The 18,304-nt window shown below is 52.1% G+C and carries 18 protein-coding genes; 2 read left to right on the top strand and 16 right to left on the bottom strand.

Features of this window, described 5'->3' with window-relative positions; genetic code table 11:
- Nucleotides 1-53 precede the first annotated feature (53 nt).
- From P157_RS0108195 to ilvN, 11 genes are all read right to left on the bottom strand, one after another.
- Nucleotides 54-383 (bottom strand): DUF1292 domain-containing protein, encoded by a 330-nt coding sequence (locus P157_RS0108195; protein WP_026760575.1) that lies wholly within the window; start codon nt 381-383, stop codon nt 54-56.
- A gap of 45 nt (nt 384-428) precedes the next feature.
- Complete coding sequence (gene ruvX / locus P157_RS0108190; protein WP_026760574.1) at nt 429-845, bottom strand: Holliday junction resolvase RuvX; 417 nt, start codon at nt 843-845, stop codon at nt 429-431.
- Nucleotides 842-1,096 (bottom strand): IreB family regulatory phosphoprotein, encoded by a 255-nt coding sequence (locus P157_RS0108185; protein WP_026760573.1) that lies wholly within the window; start codon nt 1,094-1,096, stop codon nt 842-844. The genes ruvX and P157_RS0108185 overlap by 4 nt, the downstream gene beginning before the upstream one ends.
- A 66-nt stretch (nt 1,097-1,162) precedes the next feature.
- Nucleotides 1,163-1,645: a hypothetical protein gene (locus P157_RS0108180; protein WP_026760572.1), complete on the bottom strand. Its 483-nt coding sequence runs from the start codon at nt 1,643-1,645 to the stop codon at nt 1,163-1,165.
- Nucleotides 1,642-2,055: a UPF0158 family protein gene (locus tag P157_RS0108175; RefSeq protein ID WP_026760571.1), complete on the bottom strand. Its 414-nt coding sequence runs from the start codon at nt 2,053-2,055 to the stop codon at nt 1,642-1,644. The genes P157_RS0108180 and P157_RS0108175 overlap by 4 nt, the downstream gene beginning before the upstream one ends.
- A gap of 131 nt (nt 2,056-2,186) precedes the next feature.
- The gene (gene ilvB, locus P157_RS0108170; protein WP_026760570.1) at nt 2,187-3,851 is read right to left on the bottom strand and encodes a biosynthetic-type acetolactate synthase large subunit; all 1,665 of its coding nucleotides are present in this window, start codon (nt 3,849-3,851) and stop codon (nt 2,187-2,189) included.
- Between the two features lie 2 nt (nt 3,852-3,853).
- Nucleotides 3,854-4,921: a 3-isopropylmalate dehydrogenase gene (gene leuB, locus P157_RS0108165; protein ID WP_026760569.1), complete on the bottom strand. Its 1,068-nt coding sequence runs from the start codon at nt 4,919-4,921 to the stop codon at nt 3,854-3,856.
- Nucleotides 4,922-4,933: 12 nt separating this feature from the next.
- Entirely contained in the window at nt 4,934-5,422 is a 489-nt protein-coding gene (locus tag P157_RS0108160; RefSeq protein ID WP_026760568.1) for a 3-isopropylmalate dehydratase small subunit, read from the bottom strand.
- The gene (leuC, locus tag P157_RS0108155; protein ID WP_026760567.1) at nt 5,422-6,684 is read right to left on the bottom strand and encodes a 3-isopropylmalate dehydratase large subunit; all 1,263 of its coding nucleotides are present in this window, start codon (nt 6,682-6,684) and stop codon (nt 5,422-5,424) included. Before leuC ends, P157_RS0108160 begins: the two co-directional genes overlap by 1 nt.
- Before the next feature lie 127 nt (nt 6,685-6,811).
- Nucleotides 6,812-7,828, bottom strand: coding sequence for a ketol-acid reductoisomerase (gene ilvC / locus P157_RS0108150; protein ID WP_026760566.1), 1,017 nt, complete (start codon nt 7,826-7,828; stop codon nt 6,812-6,814).
- Nucleotides 7,809-8,339 carry an acetolactate synthase small subunit gene (gene ilvN / locus P157_RS0108145; RefSeq protein WP_026760565.1) on the bottom strand — a complete coding sequence of 177 codons (531 nt, stop codon included), beginning with the start codon at nt 8,337-8,339 and terminating at the stop codon, nt 7,809-7,811. The genes ilvC and ilvN overlap by 20 nt, the downstream gene beginning before the upstream one ends.
- A gap of 369 nt (nt 8,340-8,708) precedes the next feature.
- On the opposite strand from ilvN, the gene mutY reads away from it, so the two are divergent.
- Both mutY and P157_RS0108135 read left to right on the top strand, forming a co-directional pair.
- Nucleotides 8,709-9,815: an A/G-specific adenine glycosylase gene (mutY, locus tag P157_RS0108140; RefSeq protein ID WP_026760564.1), complete on the top strand. Its 1,107-nt coding sequence runs from the start codon at nt 8,709-8,711 to the stop codon at nt 9,813-9,815.
- 95 nt (nt 9,816-9,910) lie between these two features.
- The gene (locus P157_RS0108135) at nt 9,911-11,953 is read left to right on the top strand and encodes a methyl-accepting chemotaxis protein (RefSeq protein WP_026760563.1); all 2,043 of its coding nucleotides are present in this window, start codon (nt 9,911-9,913) and stop codon (nt 11,951-11,953) included.
- Nucleotides 11,954-12,059: 106 nt separating this feature from the next.
- On the opposite strand, the gene pyrE is transcribed toward P157_RS0108135, so the two are convergent.
- Genes pyrE through carB form a run of 5 tightly spaced genes read right to left on the bottom strand, consistent with a single transcriptional unit; the run spans nt 12,060 to nt 18,304 of the window.
- On the bottom strand, nt 12,060-12,638 hold the full coding sequence (gene pyrE, locus P157_RS0108130) for an orotate phosphoribosyltransferase (RefSeq protein WP_026760562.1): 579 nt from the start codon (nt 12,636-12,638) through the stop codon (nt 12,060-12,062).
- A 2-nt stretch (nt 12,639-12,640) separates the two neighbouring features.
- Nucleotides 12,641-13,357 (bottom strand): orotidine-5'-phosphate decarboxylase, encoded by a 717-nt coding sequence (gene pyrF, locus P157_RS0108125; protein ID WP_026760561.1) that lies wholly within the window; start codon nt 13,355-13,357, stop codon nt 12,641-12,643.
- 33 nt (nt 13,358-13,390) lie between these two features.
- Nucleotides 13,391-14,320 carry a dihydroorotate dehydrogenase gene (locus P157_RS0108120; RefSeq protein WP_026760560.1) on the bottom strand — a complete coding sequence of 310 codons (930 nt, stop codon included), beginning with the start codon at nt 14,318-14,320 and terminating at the stop codon, nt 13,391-13,393.
- Nucleotides 14,317-15,084, bottom strand: a complete 768-nt coding sequence (locus P157_RS0108115; RefSeq protein WP_051598552.1) for a dihydroorotate dehydrogenase electron transfer subunit — start codon at nt 15,082-15,084, stop codon at nt 14,317-14,319. The genes P157_RS0108120 and P157_RS0108115 overlap by 4 nt, the downstream gene beginning before the upstream one ends.
- Nucleotides 15,077-18,304, bottom strand: coding sequence for a carbamoyl-phosphate synthase large subunit (carB, locus tag P157_RS0108110; protein ID WP_026760558.1), 3,228 nt, complete (start codon nt 18,302-18,304; stop codon nt 15,077-15,079). The genes P157_RS0108115 and carB overlap by 8 nt, the downstream gene beginning before the upstream one ends.

Raw genomic sequence — 18,304 nt, 5'->3', positions numbered from 1 at the left:
TTTTGGCAAAATAAAAACTGCCATCCGCAAACTGAATGGCAGTTCCTACCTATTTACTCTTGTTCCGATTCTTCAACCAGAGCATCGTAGGCTTTCTGTACCGCCTCGAATTCCTCATCGGTGGGCTCCACGTACTCGTCTTCGCCGTCAGCACCCTTGACGATTTTGGCGATGATGACATCTTCTTCCTCATCTTCGCAGCCACAGCCACAACCGCAGTGGTCATGACCATCTTCGTCGTTATGAATGCCAATTAAGAGAGCATATTTCTCGTCGCCTACGGGGATAATCATTTCTTCCTCGTAATAGTATTCGTTGCCGTCCTCATCGGTCATGACAACAACAACGCCTTCTTCTTCCTGCATATCTTCTTTTTTAGCCATTTGATTCACCTCGATAATTTATTCAATAATTCATTCTATCCTATCTTAATGAAGACTGTCAAGCCAGCCCTGCAAGATAAATACTGCTGCCATCTTGTCGATGACCTTGCGCCGCTTCTTGCGGGACACGTCCGCTTCAATAAGAGAACGGGTGGCCGCCACAGTGGAAAGACGCTCATCCCAGAAATGCACGGGCAAATCCGGGTGACGCTTGGAAACCTCTGCCATAAAATCCTTCACAATCTGGCAGCGTTCCCCTTCCGTGCCGTTCATATTCTTGGGATAACCGGATACGAGTTCATCCACTTCGTACTGCGCAATGAGTTCATCGAGGCGGTTGAGGTCATCTTCCAGTTCTCCCCGGCGGATGGTCTCCACGCCCTGAGCCGTGAGGCCCAGCAAATCACTTACGGCAATCCCCACCGTACGGTCACCAATGTCTAAGGACATATATCGTTTCATGCTTTAAGTTTCTCCAAATAGGAACGTACCAGTTCCTCCAACAATTCATCTCGTTCCAGCTTGCGGATAAGGCTCCGGGCCTCCTTGTAGCTGGTCACATAGGCCGGGTCGCCGGACAGCAGGTAGCCTACCAGCTGATTGACGGGGTTATAGCCCTTTTCTTCCATGGCAGCACTGGCCTGACGGATTATCGTCTCGGCTTTGTTTTCCTCGCCGCCCATCTTAAACATCATAGTTTCTTCACTAACCATGAGAATCCCCCCTGATATGTTTACTATCTTATATGATACCACATTTCAGCCATAATTCCTACTAATTTAGTACGGAAACACCGTCCAAAGTACCAAAAGCACCCCTAAAATCAATTTGCCACCAATGGCAATCAAGGTCAGGATATTCCAGCCGGAAGTCAGGTCATCAATGCTTTCTGTCAAAATGGCAGACACATCGGCACCTTCCGCCCGCAGGCCCCTGTAACGGTAAATATTATGCGCCAGGTCCCCGGTCAAAGCCGCAATGGAAATATAGAACACGGCCAGCTGCCAGGGACGAAATTCCACATACTGATAGGCAAGAAAAAGTCCCACGCAGTCAAAGACCAGCAGCAATGCCCCAATCATGATGAACATGCGGCTGATAAATTCCCCGGAAAACATCTTGCCCATGGCTTCCAGTTCATCCCGCTGTTCCTTCTGCACTTCATCATCCTCAGCAGAACCCAGCCGGTCCATCACCATCTTCAAAGAAGCAATGGAAGTCATCAGCCAAAAAATCCCGTAACATTGTACCATTACTGTCATTGTTCCTCATACTCCAAATCATTTTCTTCGCAATAGTCCCGGGCCACATTGATGAAGTATTCCTGCTGGAACTTCTCCCAGGCCGGCTTTAACAGCAGATGTTTAATCTGCTGGCGGAATTTGAGCTGGGCGCCAGACTTCTGCAGAATGTCCTGCAGGCGCTCCTTCACATCCTCCCGCTGGGCAGCGGCGAAACTTTCCATCAGATTGTGTTCCTCGCTGTCCACGGCATTGGGCAGCGGAATGTAATGCTCCCAATCGTCCTCAATCTCAAAGACATGATTAAGGGCTTCCTCCTCGCCCAAATCATCCTGCATGAGGATGACTCTGCCGCTTTCAATATCGATATAGCCCTGGTGCATGTCCGACTGGGCGAGCGCCTTGGCCAGTTCCTTTAAATTTACTTTCATGCTCTGTTGTACCTCCGCTTGTCATGTATGTATATTTTCCATCATTTTGCCTAAAAAAGCAAGAGCCGCCTGTCAAGGAAAGCAAGTAAAAAAGGAACCTGCCGATTAAGCGGCAAGCTCCTCTTGGAAACTTACTTAAATTCTACAAACTCATCAATGCGCGCCCCGCCCTTTATCATAGGCTCTACGAAGCTGCGCCATACATTGAGCACGATGACCCGCGGATGGTCTTTGTCCTCCAAAGCTCGGTTCAGGGCTTCGGCAAATTCCTCCTGAGTGGAAACCGTTTCTGCCTTGATGCCAAAACTTCCGGCATAGGCGGCATAATCCATCTGATAGTCAAATTCACAGGCGATATATCTTTCCTTATACATGACCTTCTGCAACTGGCGAATCATGCCCAAGCTGGTGTTGTTGACAATCAGCGAAATCACCGGCAGCTGCAGGCGGGCGATGGTATAAAACTCATTACCCGTCATCTTGATGCCGCCGTCACCGGCCACATGGATAACGCGACGGCTCGCGCCATAGTACATCTGCGCCCCCATCGCCGCCGGCAGGCCAAAGCCCATCGTCCCGAGACCGCCCGAAGTCAGCCAGGTGCGCGGTTCTTCAATGCGCAAATGCAGAGCCGCCCACATCTGATGCTGACCTACATCAGTTGCAAAGGCATAGGGCTTGCCCTTGGTGTTTTTTGCCACCTGATGCAAAGCCCAGGGAACCGTCAGCCGGTTCACATGGTAGTCATAATCATAAGTTTCCTGCCAGCCCTGAATCTGCTGCCACCATTCGTCCAGATTCCCCGTGGCCTCCTGCTTCATCAACAGGTTCAAAATAACCTTCATATCGCCAGCCAGCCCCAGGCTGTTGCCGATGTTCTTATCAATTTCCGCAGGGTCAATATCGATATGGATAAATTTCGTATCCTGCGTGTACTTCTTGACATTGCCCGTCTGGCGGTCGCCGAAGCGGCTGCCAATGGCAATGATTAAATCCGCCGCCGCAATGGCGTGATTGGCGGCCTTTTCGCCGTGCATCCCCGCAAACCCCAAGGACTGCGGATGTTCTCTGGGGATTGCCCCAAGGCCCATGAGGGTATGGGCCACCGGCAGATGGTACTTTTCCACAAAAGCTGTAACTTCAGCCGTGGTTCCAGCAGAAATCACACCTCCACCGACAATGACCACCGGTTTCTGTGCCTTGACGATTTCCTGAGCGGCTTCGGCGGCACAAATCAGGAAATCTGCATCCGGCTTGCCCATTTTTTTCGGTTGTTCTGCAGCGTCCTTCCAGGTGACTTCCTCAAAGAACAAATCCCGCGGCACATCCACAAGCACCGGGCCGGGACGGCCTTTTTTTGCCAGGGCAAAGGCTTCTCTTATCGTGTCCACCAGAATTTTGGCATCTTTTACCTTGTAGTTGTGCTTGGTAATCGGCATGGTCACGTCGAGAATATCCGTTTCCTGAAAGGCGTCGCGGCCCAGCAGCGCCGTGTCCACCTGTCCGGTAATGGCCACCACGGGAATGGAATCCATAAAGGCCGTGGCCAGACCTGTCACAAGGTTCGTAGCCCCCGGGCCGGAAGTTGCGATACAGACGCCAACTTTTCCCGAAGCACGGGCATAGCCGTCAGCGGCGTGGGCGGCATTTTGCTCGTGGGTCACGAGAACCTGCTTTATCTCCTTGCTATCATATAAAGCGTCGTATAAAGGCAGAATCATCCCCCCGGGATAGCCAAACACCGTATCGACGCCCTGTTCTTTTAAACATGCTACGACTGCCTGTGCTCCGTTCATAATTACACCCTCTCGCTGATGATTTTGGTCATTTCAGAAGTATTGACCTTGGTAAAGCCGTCCTTCCACAAATCCGGCGTGCGATAACCTTCGGCAAGCGCCTTGTCCACAGCTGCTTCAATGGCATCGGCTGCGGCTTCCTCATGCAGGGAATACCTGAGCAGCATGGCCGCCGACAGAATCGTGCCAATCGGATTGGCAATGCCCTTGCCCGCAATATCCGGCGCGCTGCCATGAATCGGCTCGTAAAGACTCGTACATTCGCCGATGGAGGCCGAAGGCAGCATGCCGATGGAACCGCCGACCACAGCCGCTTCATCGGAAAGAATATCGCCAAAGAGATTGCCCGTCACGATAACATCAAACTGCGTCGGCTTTACGGCAATCTGCATAGCGCAGTTATCCACATAGAGATTGTTGCACACCACTTCCGGATAATCTTTAGCTACTTTTTCGACCGTTCTGCGCCAGAGGCGGGAAGTCGCCAGCACATTTGACTTGTCAACGGACGTCACCTTGCCACGGCGCAGTTTCGCCGTTTCAAAGGCAAGTTTAGCAATGCGTTCCACTTCGGGTACGGAATAATTTTCCAAATCCCAGGCACGCTCTACGCCATTATGCTGTTCGGATTCGCACTTCTCACCGAAGTAAATACCACCGATAAGTTCGCGGACGATAACGAGGTCTGCCCCGCGCACGAGTTCCGGCTTTAACGGCGAATACTCAATCAGGGCATCGGCTACCTTGACCGGACGCAGATTGGCATAAAGCCCCAATTCCTTGCGCAAGCCCAAAATGGCCTTTTCCGGGCGCTTAGCCGGGTCTACCTTATCCCATTTATCGCCGCCCACAGCGCCGAACAGTACGCCGTCTGACGCCTTGCAGGCATCAATGGTTTCCTGCGGCAGAGGGGTGCCGAATTTATCATAAGCCGTTCCGCCGGCATCATGGTAAGCAAAGTTCAGTCCCAAACCGAATTTCTTATCGGCAGCTTTCAGCACTTCCACAGCACCATCGGTGATTTCCTTGCCAATGCCGTCACCGGGAATAACCGTAATATTATATGCCATAAGTAACCACACTTATCCTTTCTTTTTGATGTATTCAATCAGACCGCCCGCCTCGGCAATCTCCTGCACAAAGCCCGGCAGAGGATGGGCATGGAACACATCACCCGTGGTGAAGTTCTTGATTTCGCCCGTCGTCACATCCACCTGCAACTTGTCATCAGCGTGAATCTTTTCCACATCATCACCGATTTCGAGCAGCGGCAGGCCGATATTGATACCATTGCGGTAGAAAATCCGCGCAAAGCTGGCCGCAATGACCACGGGAATGCCGCTGGCTTTGATGGCTACCGGTGCATGTTCACGAGAGGAGCCGCAGCCAAAGTTGCGGCCGCCGACCATGATATCGCCTTCCTGTACGTTACCCGCAAAACTTTCGTCAATATCCACCATGCAGTGGCTAGCCAGTTCCTTGGGGTCAAAAGTATTCAAGTATCTTGCGGGGATAATGACGTCGGTATCAATATTATCCCCATAACGCCAAACTTTTCCTTCTAACTTCATCACTGTACCTCCTCTGCCGTGGCAATTCTGCCCAAGATTGCACTTGCCGCCGCCACATGAGGGCCAGCTAAGTAAACTTCACTATCCACATGACCCATGCGGCCACGGAAATTGCGGTTGGTGGTGGAAACGCATTTCTCGCCTGCCGCCATAATACCCATATAACCGCCCAGGCACGGCCCGCAAGTTGGTGTGGATACCGCACAATCGGCATCGATAAAGGTATCAATATAGCCACGCTTCATGGCTTCTTTATATACGGCAGGGCTGCCGGGAATCACAATGCAGCGCACACCATCAGCGACCTTATGGCCCTTGAATACTTCCGCGGCAATCTGCAAATCTTCCAGACGGCCATTGGTGCAGGAACCGATAATCACCTGCTGAATGGCAATCGGCTCTTTGATATCCTCAACCCGCTTAGTATTGCCCGGCAGATGCGGGAAGGCCACAACCGGTTTCAAAGTTGACAAGTCAATTTTCACGACCTGACAGTAAACGGCGTCATCATCAGCAGCCACCGGCTCAAACGGTTTCTTTACGCGTTCTTTGACATATTCCGCCGTGATTTCATCATAGGGGAAGATACCTGCCTTGCCGCCGGCCTCAATCGCCATATTGGAAATCGTAAGCCTGTCCGTCATGGTCAGCGATTTCACGCCTTCGCCGGCAAATTCCAACGACTTATAAAGCGCACCATCCACGCCAATCTGACCGATAAGCGTCAGGATAACATCCTTGCCGCTGATACCGGCAGGCTTCGAGCCCGTAAGTTCAACCTTAATGGCCTGCGGCACCTTGAACCAGGCTTCGCCCGTGGCCATGGCCGCCCCCAAATCCGTGGAGCCCACGCCCGTGGCAAAACCGTTGACTGCGCCATAGGTGCAGGTATGGGAATCTGCGCCAATGGTCAGCATGCCCGGCGCCACAATACCCTGTTCCGGCAGGATAACATGTTCAATACCCACACGGCCCTGCTCAAAGTAATGCACAATCTTATGCTTGACGGCAAAGTCCCGCACGATTTTTGCCAGTTCTGCGGACTTGATATCCTTGGCCGGCTGGAAATGGTCGGGCACCAAAGCAATTTTTTCATTATCAAAGACCGGACGGCCTATGCTTTCAAAGATTTTAATGGACGGTGGCGCCGTAATATCGTTGGCCAGCACCATATCCAGCTTACAGGTCACGAGCTGTCCCGCTTCCACGCGCTCCAGCCCTGCATGTTTGGCGAGAATCTTCTCGCTCATCGTCATACCCATGCTCTCACTCTCCCGTTATCTACAAGAAAAGCCTTCCCGTTAGGTGGAAGGGGAAGGCTTCTCACAACTGTTTAATTAAAACATTCGACTTAAATGGACATATTCCTGCTAAAACAGAGGTTTTGACTTAGTCTTTGGACAGGTCAGCTGCATCTCTGAGCCAGGGCATCATATTGCGGAGCTCCTTGCCGACCTTTTCAATCTGATGTTCCGAATGGAGACGGCGCTGAGCCATGAAGTTAGCACGGCCGGCAGCACGGTTTTCGAGCAGCCAGTTGCGGGCGAAGGTACCATCCTGAATTTCTTTCAGGACCTTCTTCATTTCCTTCTTGGTCTCTTCCGTGATGATGCGCGGGCCTACCATGTAGTCACCGTATTCAGCCGTATCGGAGATGGACTTGCGCATCTTCGTGAAGCCGCCTTCATAGCAGAGGTCAACGATGAGCTTCATTTCATGGAAGCATTCAAAATATGCCATTTCGGGCGGATAACCTGCTTCAACGAGAACTTCAAAGCCCGTCTGCATCAGCTGGCAAACACCGCCGCAGAGAACAGCCTGCTCACCGAAGAGGTCTTCTTCCGTTTCATCGCGGAAGGTCGTCTGCAGAACACCGGAACGCGTAGCACCAAGGCCTTTGGCATAGGCCAGCGCGATATCAAAGCACTTGCCGGAAGCATCCTGATGAACAGCGAACACAGCCGGAACACCGGAACCTTCCGTATACGTACGGCGAACGAGATGGCCGGGGCCTTTCGGAGCCACCATGAACACGTCCACATTAGCGGGCGGAACAATCTGCTGATAATGAATGTTAAAGCCATGAGCGAAAGCAAGAGCACTGCCATCTTTCAGATTCGGAGCAATCTCATTCTTGTAGACATCGGACTGCTTCTCATCCGGAATCAGGATCATGGTAATATCTGCTTCTTTAACTGCATCAGCTACATTCTTAACAGTCAGACCATGTTCTTCGGCAACCTTCTTGGACTTGGAACCTTCATAAAGGCCAACTACGACATCCACGCCGCTTTCCTTGAGGTTCAGGGCATGTGCATGACCCTGGCTGCCATAGCCAATGATTGCAACTTTTTTCCCATTCAGAACTTCCCAATTCGCATCCTGATCATAATAAGTTTTTGCCATAGTACTCTCTCTCCTCACAATGTTCATAAATTGTATGTTCACCGCGTTCCAGCGCGATAAGACCGGTGCGAATGACCTCAGCGATACCGTACGGCTTAATGAGATTCAAGAAAGCCGTCACCTTGTCATCACTGCCTGTCAGTTCGAAAATGACCATGGAACTGTCCACATCCACAACATGGGCACGGAAAAGTTCCGCCATCTTCAGAACATCCAGACGATTCGTGTCATTTGCCTTGACCTTAATCAACGTCATCCCCCGGCAGACTGCGTTTTTCTCATCCAGCCGCTGTACGGCCTGCACCACGGGCATTTTCTCGAGCTGCTTGATGATCTGCTCAATGAGATCTTCATCGCCGTGAATCACCACCGTGATGCGCGAATACCCTTCTTTCTCCGTCACGCCAACTGCGAGACTGTCGATATTGAATTCGCGTCTGGAAAACATACTTACAACCCGGACCAGCACACCAGTCTGATTTTCCACAAACACAGACAAGACATGTTTCATCCTGCAATCCCCCTCTGGAATCGTACATCACACGCAAACATCATAACACAATTACCGTGTACATTCAACATGTAATGTTGTAAATATGTATACATTATTGCGCGAATTAAGTTTTTTGTCAACAGCATTATGTAACTTTTTTAATCATTTTTGTCGTTTTTTTGCATTTTGTTCCACCATAAGCAAACACAGGCTAAAAGTAATCATGCATATATTACACTTTTGTCCACACCGAGAGATTAAAAAGATTTTCTTGTTACTTTTTTCCGAAAATTAATGTCAAATAGTGTCTCTTGCAGAGTTTGCGGCCCATATGATAAAATTAGCCCCATTATTAAAAGATTTTCGCACTGCAGAAAGGACCTTATCTTGCGTCAAAAAATAAACATCCCCCATCAGGAAATCATCCCCGCTATCCTGCAGGAACTGCCAGGCTGGTACCACCAACAAGCCGGTGACAGGGAACTGCCCTGGCGTACCTCTCCCACACCTTACCATACCTGGCTGTCAGAAATCATGCTGCAGCAGACCAGAGCCACCGCCGTAATTCCCTATTATGAACGCTTCCTTGAAGCACTCCCCACCATTGAAGCTCTGGCCCATGTTGATGATGAACGGCTTATGAAACTTTGGCAGGGACTGGGCTACTACTCACGGGCAAGGAATCTCAAGAAAGCTGCGATCATCATCACCGAAGATTATGATGGTAAACTCCCTGATGATTTCAACACGCTGCTGAAACTGCCCGGCATTGGCCGTTACACGGCCAGCGCCATCGGCTCCATTGCCTTTGGCCAGCCCAGGCCCGCAGTGGATGGCAATGTGTTGCGGGTACTTTCCCGCACGCTGGCCTCATCCGCCGATATCGCTATCCCCGCCGTCAAGACCGCCATGGAACAGGCCCTTGCCCCACATTATCCGGCAGGACAGACTGCCGGTGACCTCAATCAGGCCTTTATGGATTTGGGCGCCACCATTTGCCTGCCGAACGGGGAGCCCCATTGCACTTGTTGTCCCTTGGAAAGAATCTGTCTAGCACATGCCGATGGCATAGAACAGGAACTTCCCCTAAAAAGTTCACCCCGCCAGCGACGTCTGGAAAAACACACCATTCTCCTGCTTAAACAAGGCAACGCCATCGCCCTCCATCAACGTCCTTCCAAGGGCCTGCTCGCGGGACTCTGGGAATTTCCCAACCTGCCGGGCAAATTGTCCACGAAGGATGTGAAAACATGGCTGCAGAAACACGGACTGCTGGCAAAAAAATTGCAAGCCCTGCCCGCCGCCAAACATGTTTTCTCTCATGTGGAATGGCAGCTTTCCGGCTGGCTGGTGGAGCTTGTTCCCGCCTCTGGCCTTTCAGCAGCAGAAGACAAACTGCCCTTCAACTGGGTCACCCCAGAGGAACTTGCCGAAAGATACAGTCTGCCCTCGGCCTTTCAATATTATTTCCCATATATTTATAGAAAAAAATAATAAAAAGAAGGAATTTCCTGCCAGAACACGAATAAAATCAACAAATGGATTAGATGTATATGGGATACTGATAAATTTTTGAGAGGTGTTTGTTCATGTTCAAAATCTTTGAAGAGCCCAAGCGTGCCGAAGCCGCAACTCCAACGCCCGTTTCTCCGGCAGTAACCGAACTTTCCGATATCAAGACTGCCTATCTTGCCAAGAGTGAACTCACCGCCCTGCGGCTGAAGGAACTCGTAGATGTAGCTGAAGGTGCCGCTCTGGTCTTGGGCTTCGTTTCCCCGGACCTGGATGTACCGGAAGTTGCCCGGCTTATCAAAGCCGAAATTCCTTCCAGTACAAAACTTTTGCTGATGACTACCTCCGGTGAACTCTGCCGGGCTCCCGGCAGTCAGACGCTCTACTGCGATGCTGCAGAGCACCGGGGAAAAGTCCTCCTGCAGTCTTTCTCCAAACGCATGATTGCCAATATGTACACCATGCATATTCCTCTGCCGGACAGCGACCTGCGCAGCGGCAATGTAGAAATGACGGTCAATGACCGCGTAGAGGCCATCCGCCGGGAAATCGACAAGCATCGCATCCCCTTCCGCTTGAGCGTTGGCCATTCATTCGCCATGGTTTACATTGATGGCGTAACGAGTTGCGAATCGTTCGTTTCGCAGGCTATGTTTGATTCGGGCAAGTTCCCCATTCCCTTTATCGGCGGCAGCTCTGCCGGTAATCTGGACTTTGCCCATACCTATATCTATGACGACAACCAGTGTCTGGAAAATCATGCAGTCATCGTTCTCGTACGTCTGCATAACGAATACCGCTATGGTATCTTCAAATCGCAAGCTGTGGAACGCACGGACGCTTCCGTGGTTGTTGGTACTGCCAACAGCGCCCTGCGTTATGTGGAAACGGTCGAAGGGCCTGACGGCGAAGTTCCCATTATCGACGCCCTCAAGAATTATTTCCATGTAAATACCACTGCTGAAGTACAGGCACGGATGCAGGATTACACCTTCGCCACAGATGTTCATGGCGAGGACTTCGTCCGTACCCTCTCGGGAATTGATGAAGCTAACAACCGCATCAACTTCTTCTGCGATGTAGTGACTGGCGAGCGTCTCCATCTGATGAAACGTGTATCCCTGTCCAACACCCTGTCGCGTGATTTGCGGGAATACAACAAGAATAAACCGGCTCCTCTGGGCGGCATCTTAAACGACTGTATCCTGCGCCGCCTTGGCTATCCGGATGAAATCAAACATATCGATGAATTCAAGGACCTTCCTGTTGCCGGTTTCTCCAGCTTTGGTGAAATTGCCGGGTTGCATATGAATGAAACCCTCACGGCTATCTTCTTCTATCATGTACCCACGGGCACAACCTTCACCGATGAATACATCGATAATTTTGCCCGTATCTATGCAAACTGCAACGCATTCTTCTTCAACCGCATCATCGACCGTCAGAAGCATATGGACAAGCTTAAGGATAACCTTATTACCATGTTCCATGATTATCAGTCCAAGATGCCGGATATTGTCAAGACCATCATGCGCATGTCCACTGATGTTGACCAGATTCAGAATGCGATTCAGCAGCTCTCCGGCGGCATCGATGAGCAGAACGGTCTCTTTAATCAGCTGACGGAACGCAACCGGGAAATTACCCCGAAACTGGATATGCTCTCCCAGAGCACCCAGAAAATCAATGATGTCATGAAGCTCATTAACGAGATTGCTGCGCAGACCAATCTGCTGTCCCTCAACGCAGCCATTGAAGCCGCCCGTGCAGGTGAGGCTGGCCGTGGCTTCTCAGTCGTAGCGCAGGAAGTCCGGAAATTGGCAGAAAACACCCAGACCAATGTTCATGTATCGGATGATGCCATCAGTTCGCTTATCCATGATGTCAATGAAATCAACAAGATTTTGGCTGACAACAAGGACTTTGAAGAACGCATCAACGATTTCGATGCCAACTTCGCTAGACAAATGAAGGAACTGCACAAAAACCTCAACGAAGGTATCAGTCATATTCAGAAATCCACCCAGTCCATCAAGGCTCTGGAATCCATCAATGAACGCACCAGCCTTGAAATGGAAAAACTCACCACTACCATTCACAACATTCAGATGGGTATCTGACCACCTTGGCAAATTATAAAGAACAGCAAACAGAAAAGAGAGAAGCAGATGCACGGCGCATCTGCTTCTCTCTTTGTGTTTTAGGATATTTAATGCAGTTTCTGTATTATTTTTTTCCTGTGCTGCCTCTCTTGGTCATAGCCAGGCCCTGCTTGCACATCGGACATTCCTCCGGCTTGTAGGTTTCTACATTCATATGCAGAAGTGCCGTGCAGGGAACATCGCCGAAATCAGCCTTGCCACCACTGCGGTCTACAAGCATGCTCACAGCTACGGGGATGCCGCCATGGGCCTTGACCACTTCGATGACTTCTTTGATGGAACCACCGGTCGTCACAATATCTTCCACAATCAGGCAGCGCTCGCCTTCATGCAGGGAGAAACCGCGACGGAAGGTCATCTTGCCATCCACGCGCTCGGTGAAGATGGCACGGGTTCCCAGAGCCTTGCCGGTTTCATGGGCCAGCAGGATACCGCCGGTCATCGGGCCGACTACCGTTTCAATATTGGCATCCTTGAATTTTTCAGCCATGGCCTGACAGAGTTTTTCCGTGTACTTCGGCTGCTGCAGCACATTGAACTTTTCCACATAGTGCGGGCTGTGCAGGCCGGAGGTCAAAAGGAAATGCCCATCCATAATTGCACCGGTTTCAATCAGTAATTCTTTTACTTCCTGTTCAGTCATCTTTATTTTACTTTCTCCATTTCTTCTAAAATCTTCAAAGCGGCAGTTTTGGGGTCAGCCGAAGCATAGATGGGACGGCCAATCACCAGATGGGTGGAACCATCCTTCAAGGCGTTGAACGGCGTAGCAATGCGGCTCTGGTCATTGACATCGCTGCCCGCAGGACGGATGCCCGGCGTGACAATCAGAAAATCATCGCCGCAGGCTTCCCTTATCAGGGCAGCTTCCTGCGCTGAGGCCACCACACCATCAAGGCCTGCTTTCTTAGCCAGCTTGGCATAACGCACCACAGCACTCTTAATCTGGATAGCCTGTCCTAAGCCCTCCCAGTCCTCTTGATTGATACTGGTCAAAACCGTAACGGCAATGAGTTTTGGGCAGGCAATGCCCATTTTCTCCGCTTCGGCATGCATGCGCTCTGCCGCTGTCTTCATCATGGTATAGCCGCCGCTCGCATGCACATTGAGCATCGTTGCCCCTAAGCGCATCAGCGAGCAGATACCGCCCGCCGCCGTATTGGGAATATCGTGAAGTTTGAGGTCAAGGAAAACATCTTTCCCCTGCTCTCTGAGCCAGGTTACTACCTGAGCGCCTACACTGTAAAAGAGCTCCATGCCCACCTTATAATAGGACACACTGTCTCCTAATGTCGTTACCAGCCGTTCCACATCTTCCATCGTGTGGACGTCAAGTGCTGCTATCAAGCGTTCATCTGCCATAACCTGGGCCTCCTGTATACTGAAAAATTTTAATTAAAGTGCTGCACCGATAATATCCTGTACCGATTCCAAATGGCGCTGGGCCAGATAGTCACTAATGCCATCGCAGATTTTCATGGTCACCGTCGGGTCATTGAAATTGGCTGTGCCCACTGCCACGGCGCTTGCTCCGGCGAGCAGGAATTCAATGGCATCTTCTGCGCAGCTGATGCCGCCCATACCGATAAGCGGTACCTTCACGGCTTTGGCTACCTGATAGACCATGCGCAGGGCCACTGGCTTAACGCAAGGGCCGGACAGGCCGCCTGTGACATTGCCGAGGGTCGGCTTCTGTGTATGGATATTGATTTCCATGCCCATTAGGGTGTTAATCAGGGAGATGATATCTGCCCCCGCATCTTCCACCGCCTTGGCCATCGTGACAATATCCGTCACATTCGGTGACAGCTTTAAGATGACCGGCTTCTTCGTATAGGCCTTGGCCTCTTTGACCACCGCCGCGGCAGCTTTGGGGTCAGTGCCGAACACAATGCCACCCTCCTTGACATTAGGACAGGAGACATTGAGTTCAATGGCTGCGACTCCGGGCACATCGAGCATTTCCGCCAGGATGCCATATTCTTCCACGGTACTTCCCGAGATATTCACGATTACATTCATATTGTAATTCGCGAGCCGCGGCAGAGTTTCCTGCAGGAAAACATCCACACCGGGATTTTCGAGGCCAATGCAGTTGAGCATGCCCATGGGCGTTTCCGTAATACGCACGCCCTCATTGCCACGCCGTGGCTTTAAGGTCGTGCCCTTGACCATGACGCCGCCGAGCCTTGAAAGGTCAACGAATTCGGCAAATTCCTCGCCAAAGCCGAAGGTTCCCGAGGCGGTCAGCACCGGCGTATTCATATAGATGCCCGCAAGATTCGTATGCAGGCGTTTATCTGCCATATTGATTGCTCTGCTCATGCGAGGTCAAACACCTCCTCTGCCCAGAATACCGGGCCATCCTTGCAGACTTTCTTGCGCTCACCGCTGGTCGTATCAATCGAGCAGGACAGGCAGGCGCCCAGGCCGCAGCCCATGCGTTTTTCGAGCGATACCTGACAGGGAATATTATATTCATGGGCGATTTTGGCAATGCCCTGCATCATGATTTCCGGGCCGCAGGCGATGACCAAATCGTAACCGCCCTTCTGCAACAGCTCCGGCAGCAGGGTTGTCGTAAAGCCTTTGGTTCCGCAGGAACCATCATCCGTTGTACAGAAAACTTCCTGCACATGGGGCTTATAGATATCCTGCCAGAAAAGCTCCCGCTCGCAGCGGCCGCCCATCAGCACATCAGCCTTGCCTTCTGCATGTTCGGCGTAAAAGAGCAACGGTGACAGGCCCATGCCGCCGCCCACCAATAGCGGGCGTTTGGCCTCACAGCTAAAGCCATGGCCGAGTGGCCCCAACACATTGATAACCGTGCCTGCCGTAAGCTGGGCAAGCGCCTTGGTCCCCTTGCCCACTACCCGGTAGATAAACGCCACCGTGCCTTTTTGCAGGCTGACTTCGGCAATGCCCACGGGGCGGCGCAGGGTAAAAGCGCCCCCGGGAATCTGCAGCTGGACAAATTGTCCCGGCTCTGCTTCCCGCGCGATTTCCCGCGCCTCTACTTCCATGCGCCATACATCTTTTGCCAGCTCATGCTGGGCAATGATTTCGCCATCTACAGCCACCTTAGGCAAGGTCGTCACCGCCTCCCACATAGTCTTGAATGGCCAGAGAATAGACCAGACGACGTTCGCGCATGAAGGAAAGTACCCGCATGACTTCCCAGGCCGTATCCAGCGAGGTCAGGCAGGCAATGCCATGTTCCACCGTAGCGCGGCGGATTTTGAAACCGTCCTTCAGTGAGTGCTTGCCCTGGGTCAGGGTATTGATGACCATATGAATCTTGCCCGTCTTGATTTTTTCGATGATATCGGAGCTGCGTTCATGTACCTTGCCCACAACTTCCACATCAATGCCCATAGACTTGATGGCCTTGGCCGTACCTTCCGTCGCGGCAATCTGGAAGTCCAAATCCGCAAAGGCCTTGGCCAGCTGCTTCATCTCTTCCTTATCCTTGTCGGCTACCGTAAAGAGCACACAGCCCTTGGTCGGCACGTTGATGCCGGAGCCGACAATCGCCTTGTAAAGGGCGCGGGCATAGTGATAGTCAATGCCCATAACCTCACCCGTGGATTTCATTTCGGGGCCGAGGGCGATATCGACATCCGTCATCTTGGCGAAGGAGAACACCGGCGCTTTCACGGCCACATAGGGTTTGGGCGGTACCAGGCCCGTGCGTTCGCTGACTTCTTTAAGCGATGCGCCCAGCGCAATGCGGGTGGCCAGATTGACCATCTTCACATCCGTAACCTTCGAGAGGAAGGGAACCGTACGGCTGGAACGCGGATTGACTTCGATAATGAAAACTTCGTCATTGACCACAACGAACTGAATGTTCAAGAGGCCCTTGACATGGAGCGCTACTGCCAGCCGCTTGGTGTAGTCGATAATGGTGTACAGCACCTTGGAGGACAGGGTGCGCGGCGGATATACGGCGATACTGTCGCCGGAGTGCACGCCGGCGCGTTCCACATGTTCCATGATGCCCGGAATCAGCACATCCATGCCGTCGGAAATGGCATCAACTTCCACTTCCGTCCCCTGCATATAGCGGTCAACCAGCACCGGATGGTCTGGCGTCACCTTTACGGCGCGGCTCATGTAGTCACGCAGTTCGGCTTCATTGTAGACGATTTCCATTGCCCGGCCGCCTAATACATAGGACGGACGCACCATAACCGGATAGCCGATACGCTCAGCCCCGCTGATGGCATCTTCGAGGTTCGTCACACTGATGCCCTGCGGACGGGGAATCTGCGTCTGGGTCAGCACTTCATCAAAGCGTTCACGGTCTTCGGCCCTGTCGATATCGTCTACAGAAGTACCGAATACCTTGACACCGGCCTTTTGCAGAGATGCGGCCAGATTGATGGCCGTCTGCCCGCCGAACTGGACGATAACACCTTCCGGCTTTTCCTTGTCGATGATGTTGAGCACATCTTCCGTGGTCAGCGGTTCAAAGTACAGACGGTCGGAGATATCAAAGTCCGTGGATACGGTTTCCGGGTTGTTGTTGATGATGATGGCTTCAATGCCCATTTCCTTGAGCGCCCATACGGAGTGTACCGAGCAGTAGTCAAATTCCACGCCCTGACCGATACGGATAGGCCCGGAACCCAGCACGATGACCTTGCGCTTGTCCGACACCGTGACTTCATCCTGCTCCGCGCGGAAGGTGGAGTAATAGTACGGTGTTGCGGCTTCAAATTCAGCCGCGCAGGTATCGACCATCTTATAGCAGGGCATTACGCCCATGCTCTTGCGCGTGGTGCGGATTTCATCCATGCTCTTGCCGGTGATTTCGGCGATGGATACATCAGCCAGACCCACATTCTTCGCCGCGAGCATCAGGCTCGGCGTCAAGGGTTCGCTGCCCAGCTGATTTTCCACCTGCGCGATATTGTTGATTTTATTGATGAACCATTTGTCCACTTTCGTGATGGCGTGAATTTCGTCCACCGTGGCAATGCCGCGGCGCAGGGCCTCGGCAATCACGAAGATGCGCTCGTCGTTGATACGGTTGAGGTTCTTCTTGACGCGGGCATCATCCCAGGCGGCCATTTTCGGCATGGACAGGCGGTGTACGCCGATTTCCAGCGAGCGCACAGCCTTGAGGATAGCCCCTTCAAAGTGGCGGTCAATGCTCATGACCTCGCCCGTGGCCTTCATCTGCGTGCCTAGCGTCTTATCCGCATAGACGAACTTATCAAAGGGCCAGCGCGGGAATTTCACCACGCAGTAGTCGAGTGACGGCTCAAAGCAGGCCTTGGTCTTCTGCGTTACGGCATTGGTGATTTCATCAAGCGTATAACCGATGGCAATCTTGGCCGAAACCTTGGCAATGGGATAGCCCGTTGCCTTGGAGGCCAGTGCCGAAGAACGGCTTACACGAGGATTTACTTCAATAACATAGTAACGATTGCTGTTGGGGTCTAGGGCATACTGCGCGTTGCAGCCGCCTTCGATGCCGAGCTCGCGGATAATGCGCAGGGATGCACTTCTGAGCATCTGATACTCATGGTCGGTCAGCGTCTGCGAGGGTGCGACAACGATGGAGTCACCCGTATGCACACCCACGGGGTCGAAGTTTTCCATATTGCAGACGGTGATGCAGTTGTCGTTGCCGTCACGCATGACTTCGTATTCGATTTCCTTCCAACCGGCCACACTACGCTCGATGAGCACCTGACCAATCAGGGAGTAGTTAAGGCCCTTGATGACGATATCAATGAGTTCTTCCTCATTCTCGGCAATGCCGCCGCCCGTGCCGCCCATGGTATAAGCCGGGCGCACGATAACCGGATAACCAATGCCATTGGCAAATTCCACAGCACTGGGCACATCTTCCACAATGGTGCTTTCCGGGATAGGCTCACCGAGTTTTTCCATCGTTTCTTTAAAGAGTTCCCGGTCTTCGGCCTGCTTGATGGCCGACAGCGGCGTTCCCAAGAGTTCTACGCCATGTTCCTTGAGTACGCCACGCTCTGCCAGCTGTACGGCCAGATTGAGTCCTGCCTGACCGCCCAGGGTTGCCAAAAGACCGTCTGGTTTTTCCTTGGCGATGATTTCGGCCAGGAATTCCGGCGTCAGCGGCTCGATATACACGCGGTCAGCAATATGCGTATCCGTCATGATGGTTGCCGGATTGGAGTTTACCAGCACCACTTCGAGACCTTCTTCTTTGAGGGCGCGGCAGGCCTGAGAACCGGCGTAGTCAAATTCAGCTGCCTGACCGATGATGATGGGGCCAGAGCCAATAACCATTACTTTTTTGAGATTTTCCTTCTTTGGCAT

It is taken from the genome of Selenomonas ruminantium AC2024 (assembly GCF_000687995.1).
In the GTDB taxonomy this organism is placed as follows: domain Bacteria; phylum Bacillota; class Negativicutes; order Selenomonadales; family Selenomonadaceae; genus Selenomonas_A; species Selenomonas_A ruminantium_B.
The sequence above is the reverse complement of the archived record's forward strand: the minus strand, read 5'-3'. Positions and strand labels throughout refer to the sequence as shown.